At 68.0% G+C, this 12042-nt stretch carries 13 protein-coding genes; 4 read left to right on the top strand and 9 right to left on the bottom strand.

The window, feature by feature from the left end; all coding sequences use genetic code 11:
- Positions 1–237 precede the first annotated feature (237 nt).
- The gene (locus tag ABL838_RS21000; protein ID WP_418125889.1) at positions 238–1458 is read right to left on the bottom strand and encodes a polyhydroxyalkanoate depolymerase; all 1221 of its coding nucleotides are present in this window, start codon (positions 1456–1458) and stop codon (positions 238–240) included.
- A 92-nt stretch (positions 1459–1550) separates the two neighbouring features.
- Here ABL838_RS21000 and ABL838_RS20995 point away from each other — a divergent pair, with 92 nt between their 5' ends.
- Positions 1551–2207, top strand: a complete 657-nt coding sequence (locus tag ABL838_RS20995; protein WP_418121704.1) for a glutathione S-transferase — start codon at positions 1551–1553, stop codon at positions 2205–2207.
- 21 nt (positions 2208–2228) lie between these two features.
- Here the strand turns inward: ABL838_RS20995 and ABL838_RS20990 are convergent, their stop codons facing one another.
- Positions 2229–3059 carry a helix-turn-helix domain-containing protein gene (locus ABL838_RS20990; protein ID WP_418121703.1) on the bottom strand — a complete coding sequence of 277 codons (831 nt, stop codon included), beginning with the start codon at positions 3057–3059 and terminating at the stop codon, positions 2229–2231.
- A gap of 111 nt (positions 3060–3170) precedes the next feature.
- Here ABL838_RS20990 and ABL838_RS20985 point away from each other — a divergent pair, with 111 nt between their 5' ends.
- A complete protein-coding gene (locus tag ABL838_RS20985; protein WP_418121702.1) occupies positions 3171–4157 on the top strand; it encodes a Bug family tripartite tricarboxylate transporter substrate binding protein in 987 nt (328 codons plus the stop codon).
- Between the two features lie 24 nt (positions 4158–4181).
- Complete coding sequence (locus ABL838_RS20980; RefSeq protein WP_418121701.1) at positions 4182–5498, top strand: Rieske 2Fe-2S domain-containing protein; 1317 nt, start codon at positions 4182–4184, stop codon at positions 5496–5498.
- On the opposite strand, the gene ABL838_RS20975 is transcribed toward ABL838_RS20980, so the two are convergent.
- The 6 genes from ABL838_RS20975 to ABL838_RS20950 are packed head-to-tail and all read right to left on the bottom strand — an operon-like array spanning position 5495 to position 9608.
- On the bottom strand, positions 5495–5842 hold the full coding sequence (locus ABL838_RS20975) for a DOPA 4,5-dioxygenase family protein (protein WP_418117178.1): 348 nt from the start codon (positions 5840–5842) through the stop codon (positions 5495–5497). The two genes, ABL838_RS20980 and ABL838_RS20975, sit on opposite strands and share 4 nt — an antisense overlap.
- Positions 5843–5849: 7 nt before the next feature.
- Entirely contained in the window at positions 5850–6473 is a 624-nt protein-coding gene (locus tag ABL838_RS20970; RefSeq protein ID WP_418121699.1) for a DUF4166 domain-containing protein, read from the bottom strand.
- A 5-nt stretch (positions 6474–6478) separates the two neighbouring features.
- Positions 6479–7534, bottom strand: coding sequence for an SRPBCC family protein (locus tag ABL838_RS20965; protein ID WP_418121697.1), 1056 nt, complete (start codon positions 7532–7534; stop codon positions 6479–6481).
- 42 nt (positions 7535–7576) lie between these two features.
- Positions 7577–8503, bottom strand: coding sequence for an SAM-dependent methyltransferase (locus ABL838_RS20960; protein WP_418121696.1), 927 nt, complete (start codon positions 8501–8503; stop codon positions 7577–7579).
- A 29-nt stretch (positions 8504–8532) separates the two neighbouring features.
- The gene (locus ABL838_RS20955; RefSeq protein ID WP_126024838.1) at positions 8533–8955 is read right to left on the bottom strand and encodes a thiol-disulfide oxidoreductase DCC family protein; all 423 of its coding nucleotides are present in this window, start codon (positions 8953–8955) and stop codon (positions 8533–8535) included.
- Positions 8956–9014: 59 nt separating this feature from the next.
- On the bottom strand, positions 9015–9608 hold the full coding sequence (locus ABL838_RS20950; protein WP_126024839.1) for a GbsR/MarR family transcriptional regulator: 594 nt from the start codon (positions 9606–9608) through the stop codon (positions 9015–9017).
- A gap of 124 nt (positions 9609–9732) precedes the next feature.
- Between ABL838_RS20950 and ABL838_RS20945 the strand changes: the two genes are divergently transcribed.
- Positions 9733–10827, top strand: coding sequence for a PA0069 family radical SAM protein (locus tag ABL838_RS20945; protein ID WP_418121694.1), 1095 nt, complete (start codon positions 9733–9735; stop codon positions 10825–10827).
- A gap of 267 nt (positions 10828–11094) precedes the next feature.
- Here the strand turns inward: ABL838_RS20945 and ABL838_RS20940 are convergent, their stop codons facing one another.
- Positions 11095–11994 carry a LysR family transcriptional regulator gene (locus ABL838_RS20940; protein WP_418121693.1) on the bottom strand — a complete coding sequence of 300 codons (900 nt, stop codon included), beginning with the start codon at positions 11992–11994 and terminating at the stop codon, positions 11095–11097.
- Between the last annotated feature and the right edge of the window lie 48 nt (positions 11995–12042).

Below are 12042 nucleotides of genomic sequence, written 5' to 3'. Positions count from 1 at the left end.
GGCTTGGGCCCGGCGGTCGATGAAGATGTGCTGAAGAAGTGGGGAAGGAAGAGGCTGACCGCCGGGCTCAGAGATCTGCGAGGGTCTGGTGCGACCCCGCGGCGGTCCGCGCAGTGAAGACTGCGCGCGGCGTGCTGCGGATCAAGGGCTGGCGTTGCATGGCGGCCGAGTGTAGGAAGACCGGCGCACAAGGGCAAACAAAGGCCTCACGGCCCTTGCCAGATTGTTTTTGCTCTCTCAGCCGTTCAGCTCGGCTGCCGCATGGATCGTCTCGCGCACGCGCGGATAGATCTGCGCATTCCACTTGCTGCCGCTGAACACGCCGTAGTGTCCGACGCCGGCCTGCAGGTGATGCGCCTTCATGTAGGGCCGGATGCCGGTGCACAGGTCTTGCGCCGCCACCGTCTGCCCCACGGAGCAGATGTCGTCGCGCTCGCCTTCCACAGTGAGCAGCGCCGTGCGGCGGATGGCGGCCGGGTTCACGGTGCGCTCGCCCACGGTGAGTCTGCCCAGCGGCAGGTCGTAGGTCTGGAACACGCGCTCCACGGTCTCCAGGTAGAACTCGGCCGGCAGGTCGTTCACGGCCAGGTACTCGTCGTAGAAGGTGCCGATGGTGCGGGCCTTCTCGATGTCGCCCTCGACCAGGTGGCTGTACATGTCCTGGAACTGCTTCTTGTGGCGCTCGGGGTTCATGCTCATGAAGGCCGACAGCTGCAGGAAGCCCGGGTACACGCGCCGCATCATGCCGGCGTGCGGCCACGGCACGTGGCTGATGAGGTTGCGCCGGAACCAGTCGATGGGCCGGTCGGTCGCGAGCTTGTTCACCGCCGTGGGGTTGATGCGGCAGTCGACCGGGCCCGCCATCAGCGTCAGGCTGCGGGGCGTGGCGGGGTTGCCGTCCTCGGCCATCAGCGCAGTGGCGGCCAGGGCGGCCACGCACGGCTGGCACACCGCCACCATGTGCACGCCCGGGCCCACGGCCTCCAGGAAGCGGATGAGCTGCAGCGTGTAGTCGTCCAGCCCGAAGCCGCCGTGCCACAGCGGCACGTCGCGCGCGTTGTGCCAGTCGGTCAGGTACACGTCGTGGTCGCGCAGCAGTGTGCGCACCGTTTCGCGCAGCAGCGTGGCGAAATGGCCCGACAACGGTGCGGCCAGCAGCACGGGCGGATGCACCGCATCGGTGTCCTTGCGGAAGTGCAGCAGGGTGCCGAAGGGCGAGACGAGGGTTTTCTCCTCGTGCACGGCCACCTCGGCGCCGTCGGAAACCACGCTGTGGATGCCGTAGTCGGGCCGGGTGTGGGTCAGCCGCATGCGCGAGAACACCTCGAACTGGGCGGCCATGCGCCGCATCATGGTGCGCTCGGTGCCTTCCTTCCACAGCGCCTTGGCCATGTACTGCGCCGCGAGCCGCGCCGGGGAGAGCAGGTCGGCTTGGTTCTGGTAGGCCCGGTACAGCATGGGCATCGCGCAGGCAAGTTGCGGGCCAGCCGCATGGCATGGGGCTTGCACGCGGCACGGGCAAAGGCGCAACGCCCAAGGAGAGCTCCGAGATGGCCAAACCCGTACTCACCATCAGCAGCAAGAACTACGGCGCCTGGGCGCTGCGCGGCTGGCTGATGTGCAGGCTGGCGGGGCTGGACTTCAGCGAGAAGGTGATCCCGCCCGACGACCCGGCCATGAAGGCCGAGATGCTGCTGCTGTCGTCGTCGATGCTGGTGCCCTCGCTGCAGCACGGCGGCGTGAAGGTGTGGGACACGCTGGCCATCGGCGAGTACCTCAACGAGATCAAGCCCAAGGCCGGCCTGCTGCCCTCCGACATCGCGGCCCGTGCCCACTGCAGGGCCATCTGCGGCGAGATGCACTCGGGCTTCGCCTCGATGCGCGGCGCGCTGCCGATGAACATCAAGGCCCATTTCAAGAACTTCAAGGTGTGGTCGCGCGCGCAGGCCGACATCGACCGCATCGTCGCCATCTGGCGCGAGTGCCTCAAGGCCTACGGCGGCCCGTTCCTCTTCGGCAGCCAGCCGGGCATGGCCGACGCGATGTATGCGCCGGTGGTCACGCGCTTCCTGAGCTACGACGTGGCGCTCGACGGCGTCTGCGCGGCCTACTGCAAGCGCGTGATGGAGCTGCCGGCCATGAAGGAATGGGTGGCTGCCGCGAAGCAGGAGCCCGACGAGATCGACGAGCTCGACGCGGAGTTCTGAGCGCCGGCCCGGCTTCGCGCTTCATGCATTCGTTGGAGGCGGCGGCCCGAAGCCGGCCTGCGCCAGCTTGCGTTCGATGCTCTGCGCGGCCTGCTGCATGTCGGCCAGGTGCGCGGATACGATCTCGCGCTCGCTCCTCACCGCCGGCAGCCACGCGCAGCTGAGGCAGCCCACCACCCGGTCTTCTTGCCGCAGCGGCACCGACACCGCGCCGAAGCGGTCGGGCGAATCCAGGCTGGTCGAGGTCGGGTCGCGTGCCACGTAGCCGAGGTCGCGCGCATGCGCCACCATGCGGCGGATGTTCTCGGGGCGCCGCGCGCCGCGGTCGAAATCGTTCGGCGAGCGCGCCAGCGCGGCGAGGATCTCGCGCCGCTCTTCCTCGGGACAGAACGACAGGTAGCAGCGGCCCAGCGACGACAGCAGCATCGGCGGCCGGAAGCCCAGCGCGCGGTAGTTGACCGCAAGGCCGTTGCGCGGCCGGTCGGTGTCGAGGATGAGCATCGCCGTGCCGTCGCGCACGCCCAGGTCGATGGGCCACGGCACCAGCCGCTGCAGCGTGGCGCGTGCAGGGGCAGCAAGCGCCGAAAGCCGCGTGCGCCATGCCGCCACGGGCCCCGACTGGCCGGTGGCCGACGCGGGCACGTAGCGCTTGTCGTGCTCGCTGCGTTCCACCCAGCCCGCCTGCTGCAGCGTCTTGAGGATGCGCAGCAGCGTGGCTTTCGACACGCCGGTCTGCCGGTGCAGCTCCTGCAGTGTCACGGCCGACGAGCGCTGAATGGCCAGCATCACGTCGAGCCCGCGGCGCAGCGCGTCGATCGACTTCACGCTCTGCGTGCCCATGGTGTCGGACATGCCGGTCTCCAGAAAAAAGGTTCACTCAGTGAAACTATATCTTCTGGCCGCGCAGCCTCGTTCCTACAGTGCGTTCGACCCCAACGTCGTCCCACCGAGAAGGAAAAGAGCATGTTGTTTCACCACCGAAACGCGGCCCGTGCCGCTGCTGCAGCCGTTCTTTCGCTATGTGCCGTCACCGCGGCCGTGGCGCAGGCATGGCCCTCCAAGCCCATCACCATCGTCGTGGCCTACCCGGCGGGCGGCGATACCGACGCCATCGCGCGCACCTACGCAGAGAAGCTCTCGCAGCGCACCGGGCAGCCGGTGCTGGTCGACAACCGGCCCGGCGCGAGCGGCATGATCGGCAACGTATGGGTCGCGAAGGCGCCTGCCGATGGCTACACGCTGCTCTTCACGCCCAGCACCTTTCCCATCGCGCAGCATGTGCTGAAGGCCGGCCCCGGCGTGGCGCACGACGTGGTGAAGGACTTCACCCCCATCGTGAAGACCGGCAACATCCCGCTGCTGCTGGTGACCTCGCCCGCGAGCGGCATCCAGAGCGTCGCGCAGCTCGTGGCCGGGGCGAAGGCCGGCAAGACCGTCACCTACGGCACGCCGGGCGCGGGCTCGCCGATGCACATCGCGGGCGAATTGCTGAACAAGGACGCCGGCATCTCGGCCACGCACGCGCCGTATCGCGGCGTGGCACCGGTGGTGAACGACACGCTGGGCGGCCACGTCAGCGTGGGCTGGATCACGCCCGGCGCGGTGGCGGGCCACATCGCCACCGGCAAGCTGCTTCCGCTTGCGGTCGCGGAACGCCAGCGCACGAAGCTGATGCCCGAGGTGCCCACCTTCATCGAGCTGGGCTTCAAGGACGTGGACGTGAGCGCGTGGATGGGCCTGCTCGGCCCGAAGGCGATGCCCGCCGACGTGGTGCAGGCGCTCAACAAACACTTCAACGAGATCCTGAAGATGCCCGACGTGCAGGCCAGGATGGCCGCGCTCGGCATCGAACCCGTGGGCGGAGCGCCGGCCGTGCTGGCCAAGCAGATTTCGGACGACGACCAGCGCTTCGGCAGGCTGGTGCGCGAGTTCGGCATCCGCGCCGATTGAAACAAGCGACAAGGAGACCATTCGATGTTGAGCGAAGAGAAGAACCGCCTGCTGACCGAAGTAGGCCCTGGCAAGCCGATGGGCGATTACCTGCGCCGCTACTGGCATCCGATCGCGGGCGCCAGCGAGTTCGACGGCAAGGCGGTGAAGCCGCTACGCATCCTCGGCGAGGATCTGGTGCTCTACAAGGACCTGAGCGGCAACTACGGCCTGGTCGATCGCCGCTGCCCGCACCGCAACGCCGACATGTCGTACGGCTACGTCGAGCAATGCGGCCTGCGCTGCAGCTACCACGGCTGGCAGTACGACCAGAGCGGCCAGTGCGTGCACCAACCCTTCGAGGAAACGCTGGACCCCGGCGCGCGCATGCGCAGGAACACGAAGATCAAGGCCTACCCGGTGCAGGAGAAGGCCGGGCTGCTCTGGGCCTACATGGGCCCGCAGCCCGCGCCGCTGCTGCCCGACTGGGAACTCTTCAACTGCGCGAACGGCTTCGCGCAGGCGGTGTTCGCCGAGATTCCGTGCAACTGGTTCCAGTGCCAGGAGAACTCCATCGACCCGGTGCACTTCGAGTGGACCCACAACAACTGGACCACGCGCCTGCAGGGCGACGAGGGGCCGTACGTGCCCACGCACCTGAAGCTTGCCTTCGAGGAGTTCGAGCACGGCTTCGTCTACAGGCGCCTGCGCGGCGGCGAGCGCGAGAACAACGTGATGTGGACCACCGGCCGCGTCACGCTGTGGCCGAACGGTTTTTTCCTCGGCCACCACTTCGAATGGCGCGTGCCCATCGACGACCACAACACGCTGAGCGTGCTGTGGGTGCTGAGCCGTGTGCCCAGCGAGCAGGAGCCCTACGTGCAGGAGCGCATCCCGTCGTGGTACGGCCCGATCAAGGACCCGGCGACGGGCCGCTGGATCACCAGCCACGTCGCCAACCAGGACTTCGTGGTGTGGGTGGGGCAGGGCACCGTCACCGACCGCACGCGCGAGAAGCTGGGCCAGAGCGACAAGGGCATCGTGATGATGCGGCGCCGCTTCTTCGAGGAGCTGGAGGCGATGCAGGCCGACCCGGCCCACGAGCCCAAGGGGCTGATCCGCGATCCGGAGAAGAACCGCAACGTGTTCCTGCCTTCGGCCTGCCGAGACGAGATGATCAACGGCCTGCCGCTCAGGGAGCTGGCGGCGCATCCGCTGCTGGGGCCGTACCTGAAGGACTTCTTCGGCCAGGCCGGGCAGCCCGACGAGGTGCGCGAGGCCTACGAGAAGGCCATCGGGCAGAAGGTGGAGGGCGCCACCTTCTTCAAGGTGCACGGCGCGGGTACCGAAGAGACGGCCTAGCGGCGGAACATCCGCAGGTCGAGCTCGCTTTCCTCGCCCAGCCACATGGCGTGCGTCGTGTGGTCGGCGAGGTCGTCGCCCGTCACGCCGTGCACGAACACGTCGAGCCCGTTGCGGTTGGCTTCCAGCCATTCGATGACTTGGTCGAACTCGGCGGCGTCGAAGGCGAGCTGGCAGCTCCAGTGCGGATGCGGGCCCACCAGCCGCTCGTGCACGCGGCCGACCACCACCATCAGCTCACGGCCCGCGCGTTCGCAGAGGGCCTTGGCCTGCGCGAGCGTGTCGGGGCCGAAATAGACGTGGGCGTGGTACTGGGCGTAGAGGTTTTCTGGGCGGCGAGGCATGGTGCGCTCATTGTGATCCTGTTCGCGGGCCGAGGTGGAAGCGCCCGCTGTAGCGGAACACGTCGCCGAACCAGCGGTGGCGCAGCAGCATCTTCATGGTGAAGCGCTCGGCGTCGGCCGGGTCGGGCCGTTCCTCCACATAGGCCGTGCCCATGAACAGGCCGAGCGGCAGCGGAATGCGCAGCCCCGCGATGCGCCAGACGTAGCCCAGGTCGCGGAACACCACCGCGCCTTCTTCCGCGCTCACCGCGAGGCGCATGCCGATGCCGAAGCGCACGTACTCGGTCACCTCGCTGCCATGGGCCGCGTCGTGCTCCATGTGCGAGTGGAAGTGGAAGGGCGGCCTGCCGGGGAAGTGGAAAACGCGGTCCCAATAGAGTGTGGCGTTGTCGGGGCGGCAGCGGTAGTGCACCTCGATGGGTACCTCCTTGCCCTGGTGCGGCACCAGCGCGCCGAACAGCCGCCCGAAGGGCATCAGCAGCGCGGCCCAGGGCGCGTGCCAGACCTCGTCCATGGTGCCGCGCACGCAGACGTAGTCGTCGGAGAACGGCCTCATCGTGTAGTGGCGGCGGATGACCTCGCCCAGCCGGTCCCAGGCCGGGCCGAGCGCCTGCTGGAAGACGGGTTGCATCGTTGTCATCTTGCAGCGACTGCGGTTGCCGTGGCTTCGCTGCGCGCCTTGTAGAAGCGCAGGATGTTCTCCGAGGCATCGTTCAGCAGCAGGTGCATGACACGGTCGGCATACCAGTTGAAGCTGGTGCTCAGCCGCCAGGACACCGCCACGCGCAGCTCGGTGCCGCCGTCGCGCGGCGTCAGCGTGTAGGTGGCGTCGCGCAGGTCGAAGTACTGGCCGCCGATCATCACGTGGTCGTCGAGCGCGCCGGCCGGGAAGGAGTCGGGCGAGAAGCGGAAGCGCCACTTCAGCAGGCGGTTGGGCTCCCATTCGGTGATGACCTCCTCGAAGTGCACGTTCTTCTGCCACTGCACCTGGCGTACGCGGCCCTCGGGCGTGTCGACGGTCACGCCCGACACCGGCATCGGCACGCCGATGCGGTAGGCCCATGCGTCGCCGACCTCGGCGGGGCGGATGTCGCTCGCGGCGTTGAGCTCGTGCCACACGCGTTCGGCTGGCGCGGCGATGAAGAGCGTGCGCGAGGTGCTTGAGAACTGGTCGGGGTTGGGCAGCTGGGGCTCGATGGCTCCGAGCACCAGCGGCAGCATCGCGAAGCTGTAGACGGCCTGCTTCGGCCAGTTGGTGACGCGGCACACGATGCCCATCGCCAGCCCGCCCACGCTGCCCATGGTGGCGAACAGCGGCACGATGACGATGGCGCAGATCAGCCCCTCGATGAACACCAGCAGCGTGCCGCCGACGAAGAGCGAGGTCGCCACCCACGGCGCCCAAATGTAGTAGCCCCAGCTGCGCCGCTCGATGCGCTCGGCCATGTACACCGTGACCGCGCCGCACACCGCGGGAACGAAGTAGACGAAGGAAGCCAGCATGGCCGAGTAGGGCTTGCCGGGGGCGCTGCTGAAGAACAGGCGCAGCACCAGCGCGACCGCGGCGCCGATGGCCATCGGCCAGAACCAGCCGAAGGGCATGCCGCGAACGGGTTTGGGCTGTGCTTCTTCATTTTGCGGTTCGACGGGTGCCAGCTCGGCGAGCCTGCTTTCTTCGGGATCGTTTTGCATGAAAAGCCTCTTCTCCTCTTTCTGTCTGTATTCGTGTCGCGCTCAGTCGGCGCGGCGCGTGGCGGTGACCATGCAGTAGTCGAAGTCGCGCCAGAACATGCCCAGCGCCAGGGCGCAGTAGCTGGCCACGATGTGCTTGCGCCGCCACGGGCTGAGCCTGCCGCGCGCCTTCCAGAGCTCGGCCAGCGTGAAGCGGGTGGCCAGCACCGGGATGTGCAGCGCGCTGGGCGCGACGCGCCAGCGCAACGACTTCACTTCGACGTCTTCGAAGCCGTGCGCGTGCAGCGCGGCGACGAAGTCTTCGCGCACGGCCAGCGTGGGCACGGCCCAGCTGTCGGCCCACAGGCGGTGCAGCCAGCTTGCGAGCCGGCCAGGGTTGCGGCGCAGCAGGAAGCCGTCGACCACCGCGAGGCGCGCACCGGGCTTGAGCAGCCGCGCGGCCTCGCGGATGAAGTCGGCCTTGTCGGTGCCGCCGGCATAGCAGGCGCTTTCTACAGCCCACGCGCCATCGGCCTGCGCGGCGGGCAGGCCGGTGCGGGTGTAGTCGGCATCGATGTGCGCCATGCGGTCCGCCACGCCCGCGGCGGCGTCGAGCTTCGCGGCGATGCGGTTCTGCACGGCTACGTTGGTCACGGTGATGGCATAGAGCGATGCGTGGTCGCCAACCAGCGTGCGCGCGGTGGCGCCGGCGCCGCAGCCCATGTCGATCACGCAGCGGCGGGGTGCATCGTCGAGGCGCAGCGCACGGCCGACCACGCGGTTCATCTCGACCAGCATGCCCTCGCGCCGCAGCGGGTTCAGCCCCACGCGCCAGAAGCCGAAGTGCATGTTGTAGCTGGGGCTCCAGGCGCTGTAGTCGGTCGCGACCTCGGTGAAGTAGTCCTGCGTGTCCTCGGCGGTGATGGGGGCGCCGGTGTGCTCGACAGTTCCGCGCGGCATGCGGAAGTCGGGCTGGAAGACGGTGGGCATGGTGGGTTCCCCGTGTGGTTGTTTCTTCTTCAGATGCGGCAGTTGCCGTCATCGCATGAAGGGGCGACGCGTCCCGCCAGCCTGGCGGCCAGCCAGCGCGGAATGCGGTAGCGGTTGCGTGCCAGAAGCGCATAGGCGCGATCGGCCAGCGGCGCGACCAGCGGCAGGTCGAGCAGCAGGCCGCCGCTGGACAGGCCCACCGCCGCGCGGCAGATGCGGATGGCCGGCACGCCGACGTGCACCTTGCCGTCGGCGCTGGAGACGTGGATGGCCGCCATCAGCGCCTCGCGCGGTGCCGGGCCGCCGGTGAAGCCGATGGGCGAGCAGTCGACCAGCTGAAGCCGGCCGGCAGCGTCGCGTGCCTTGAGGGCGCCCATTTCGGCAGAGCAGATCGCGCAGCTTGCATCGAAATAGATCGTGAGCGGATAGGTGGGTGTCACGGTATGGCTCATGGCGTTCTTCGTTCTCGATATTTCTGTCAAAACAGAAATTGTTGGGCAAAAAAAGAGACTCAGATCATGGGCAGGCTGGCGTGGTGCGCGTCCGGGTCTTCGCCCTTGCCACCCTTGCCGCCTTGCGACGAATCGCCGCGAACGAACTTCTGCACGCTGGCACCCAGCGTCATCACCTTGTCGAGCGTGCCGGGCGACAGCCGCAGCATCTCGTCGGCCCAGGTGGCGAGCTTTTCCATGAGCTCCATCGTGGAGCGGATGCGGTCCTGCGCGTCGGCGGGCTCCTTCTGGAAGTCGGGGCTGGACACCAGCTCGCGCAGCACGCGCACCGTGGGGTCGAACTCGCGTTCCTTGCGCTCGCGCACCACGGTGCGGAACAGCTCCCACACGTCGACGCTGGTTTCGAAGTAGTCGCGCCGGTCGCCCAGCGTGTGGGTGATGCGGACCAGGTTCCAGGCCTGCAGTTCCTTCAGGCTGTTGCTGATGTTGGAGCGGGCCACGCCGAGCGTGTCGCACAGCTCCTCGGCGTTCATGGGCTTGCCGTAGGCGAAGAGCAGGGCGTGGATCTGCGAGACGGTGCGGTTGACGCCCCACAGCGAGCCCATTTCGCCCCAGTGCAGGACGAACTTGCGTTGGATGTCGGTGAGTTCCATGGCTCCGAGTTTAGGATTCCCGAAATTTCTGTCAAGAAAGAAATTAAAAAATCGGCAATGACGGTGAATCGGTGGAATACTGTATAAATAAACAGTAAATCGAGTTACCAAGGAGTCGCCGACCATGCCAGCCGCCTTCATTCCCATCCACGCCATCAAGGGCCGCGGCGCGGCCACGCACATCGCACACCGCTTTTCCAAGGACGAGCGCAACGCCTTCGACGACGGCTGGGGCACGCTGGAAGAAGGCGCGGCCGAGGCCGAGACGCTGCAGCCCCTGGCCACCGAGGTGCGCTTCGAGGACGTGAAGTCGGCCCTCAACGAGAACGACTCGCCCGACATCTACTTCGACCGCTCCCTCAACCCCTACCGGGGCTGCGAGCACGGCTGCATCTACTGCTTTGCGCGGCCCACGCACAGCTACCTCAACCTGTCGCCCGGCCTCGACTTCGAGACCAAGCTGATCGCCAAGCGCAACATCGCCGAGGTGCTGCGCGCCGAACTCGGGCGCCGCAGCTACCGGCCCAGCTACATCGCCATCGGCACCGCCACCGACTGCTACCAGCCCATCGAGCGCGAGCTGCGGCTGACGCGCTCGGTGATCGAACTGCTGGGCGAGGCGCGCCACCCCTTCGCGCTGGTCACCAAGTCGAGCGCCATCGAGCGCGATCTCGACCTGATCGCGCCCATGGCCGCCGACCACCTGGCGGCCGTGTACATCACCGTGACCACGCTCGACGGCGACCTCGCCCGCAAGCTGGAGCCCCGCGCCGCGGCGCCGCACCGGCGGCTGCGCACCATCCGCACGCTCACCGAGGCCGGCGTGCCGGTGGGCGTGAGCGTGGCGCCGCAGATCCCCTTCGTGACCGAAGACATGGAACAGGTGCTCGAAGCCGCATGGGAGGCCGGCGCGCGCAGCGCCTTCTACACGGTGGTGCGGTTGCCGTGGGAAGTGGCTCCGCTCTTCAAGGAGTGGCTGGCGCTGCACTACCCCCAGCGCGCCGACCGCATCATGGCGCGCATCCACGAAATGCGCGGCGGCAAGGACTACGACGCCGACTTCGCCACGCGAATGAAGGGCTCGGGCCTGTGGGCCGACCTGATCCACCAGCGTTTCCAGAAGGCGACGAACCGCCTGGGCTACAACCGCGAACGCATTCCGCTCGAAATTTCCGCGTTCCGCCCGCCGGGCGCGGCGGGGCAGGGCAGCCTGTTCTAGGGCCTGTTCACACTATTTCCGGGGTCGCGTTGGTGCTCCAAGGGGCTGGCTGCAAGGCGCCCGTGCGCAGCAAGGCTGAAGCCTTGCAAGCGCGGGCAACGCCGCAGACGGCCCCTTGGAGCACCAACCCTGCGGGAAGGGCAGCCAGGGCGGGCCACTCGGCGTTGCGTTCCTAGCGTGTGCGCATGCACACGCGTCGTCACGCGCCTTGATTGGCCCGCCCTGGCTGCCCTTCGCGACCCCGGAAATAGTGTGAACAGGCCCTAGCTAGGCCGCCTGTCGCACGGAGGCCCGCGCGCACGCCAGGAAGGGCTGGATCAGCGGGCTGTCCCAGTCGCTGCGCCAGCAGGCGGCGATCTCCATCTTCGCGTCGACGTTGCGCAGCGGCCTGAACACCACGCCCGGCGGCCGGCCGATCCGCGCGCATGCGGGCAGGATGGCCACGCCCTTGCCCGCGAGCACCAGCGCCAGCGCCGACACCATGGTCTCGACCCGCTGCGCGACGGGCATGCCGACGCCGTGCCGCCGCAGCATCGAGGCCACCACCGACTTGTCGAGATCGCCCTCGGGCACCGGCAGCCCGATGAGCGGCACGCCCTCGAGCCGCTGCAGCGGAACGCTGGCCATGCGCGCCAGCGGCGAATCCGCGCGCACCGCCAGCATCAGCGGCTGGGTGCCGATGCGCTCGACCGAGATGCCGGCCTGCGCGATGGGCGGAATGCAGATCGCCACCGACACGTCGGAATCGGCGATGGCCGAGATGTTGTTCACCGCGTTGAGCTCCACGTACTGGATCTCCACGTCGGGCAGCTTCGCGCGCAGCGCGTTCTCCAGGCGGGGCAGCACCAGGTAAGAGAGCACCACCATGGTTCCGACAGTGAGCCGGCCCCTGCTGCCCGAGCCTATGGCCCGCGCGGCGTCGAAGCCCTCGTTGGCCAGCAGCAGGGCTTCCTTCGCGCGCCTGAAGAGCGCATTGCCGGCATCGGTGATCTCCATGCCGCGCGCCGTGCGCTGGAACAGGGGCGTTCCCACCGAGGCTTCCAGGTTCCTGATGTGCACCGACAGCGGTGGCTGTGCCATGTTGAGCCGCCGTGCGGCCTTGCCCACGCTGCGTTCCTCGGCAACGGCCACGAAGTAGCGGAGCGTTCTGAAGTCTGGTGCTGCCATACGCTGGTCATATGCCTTTTCGAGAAAACAGTATTGGACTGGCTTCGG

The organism is Variovorax sp. 160MFSha2.1 (assembly GCF_048305075.1).
GTDB classification, from domain to species: Bacteria; Pseudomonadota; Gammaproteobacteria; order Burkholderiales; family Burkholderiaceae_C; genus Variovorax; species Variovorax guangxiensis.
Note: the sequence above shows the minus strand (reverse complement) of the source record. Positions and strands in the feature narration are given on the sequence as shown.

Coding starts and splice junctions, on each gene's coding strand:
- ABL838_RS21000 (WP_418125889.1), bottom strand. CDS start 1,458: ATGCTGTACCGGGCCTACCAGAACCAAGCCGACCTGCTCTCCCCGGCG.
- ABL838_RS20995 (WP_418121704.1), top strand. CDS start 1,551: ATGGCCAAACCCGTACTCACCATCAGCAGCAAGAACTACGGCGCCTGG.
- ABL838_RS20990 (WP_418121703.1), bottom strand. CDS start 3,059: ATGTCCGACACCATGGGCACGCAGAGCGTGAAGTCGATCGACGCGCTG.
- ABL838_RS20985 (WP_418121702.1), top strand. CDS start 3,171: ATGTTGTTTCACCACCGAAACGCGGCCCGTGCCGCTGCTGCAGCCGTT.
- ABL838_RS20980 (WP_418121701.1), top strand. CDS start 4,182: ATGTTGAGCGAAGAGAAGAACCGCCTGCTGACCGAAGTAGGCCCTGGC.
- ABL838_RS20975 (WP_418117178.1), bottom strand. CDS start 5,842: ATGCCTCGCCGCCCAGAAAACCTCTACGCCCAGTACCACGCCCACGTC.
- ABL838_RS20970 (WP_418121699.1), bottom strand. CDS start 6,473: ATGCAACCCGTCTTCCAGCAGGCGCTCGGCCCGGCCTGGGACCGGCTG.
- ABL838_RS20965 (WP_418121697.1), bottom strand. CDS start 7,534: ATGCAAAACGATCCCGAAGAAAGCAGGCTCGCCGAGCTGGCACCCGTC.
- ABL838_RS20960 (WP_418121696.1), bottom strand. CDS start 8,503: ATGCCCACCGTCTTCCAGCCCGACTTCCGCATGCCGCGCGGAACTGTC.
- ABL838_RS20955 (WP_126024838.1), bottom strand. CDS start 8,955: ATGAGCCATACCGTGACACCCACCTATCCGCTCACGATCTATTTCGAT.
- ABL838_RS20950 (WP_126024839.1), bottom strand. CDS start 9,608: ATGGAACTCACCGACATCCAACGCAAGTTCGTCCTGCACTGGGGCGAA.
- ABL838_RS20945 (WP_418121694.1), top strand. CDS start 9,733: ATGCCAGCCGCCTTCATTCCCATCCACGCCATCAAGGGCCGCGGCGCG.
- ABL838_RS20940 (WP_418121693.1), bottom strand. CDS start 11,994: ATGGCAGCACCAGACTTCAGAACGCTCCGCTACTTCGTGGCCGTTGCC.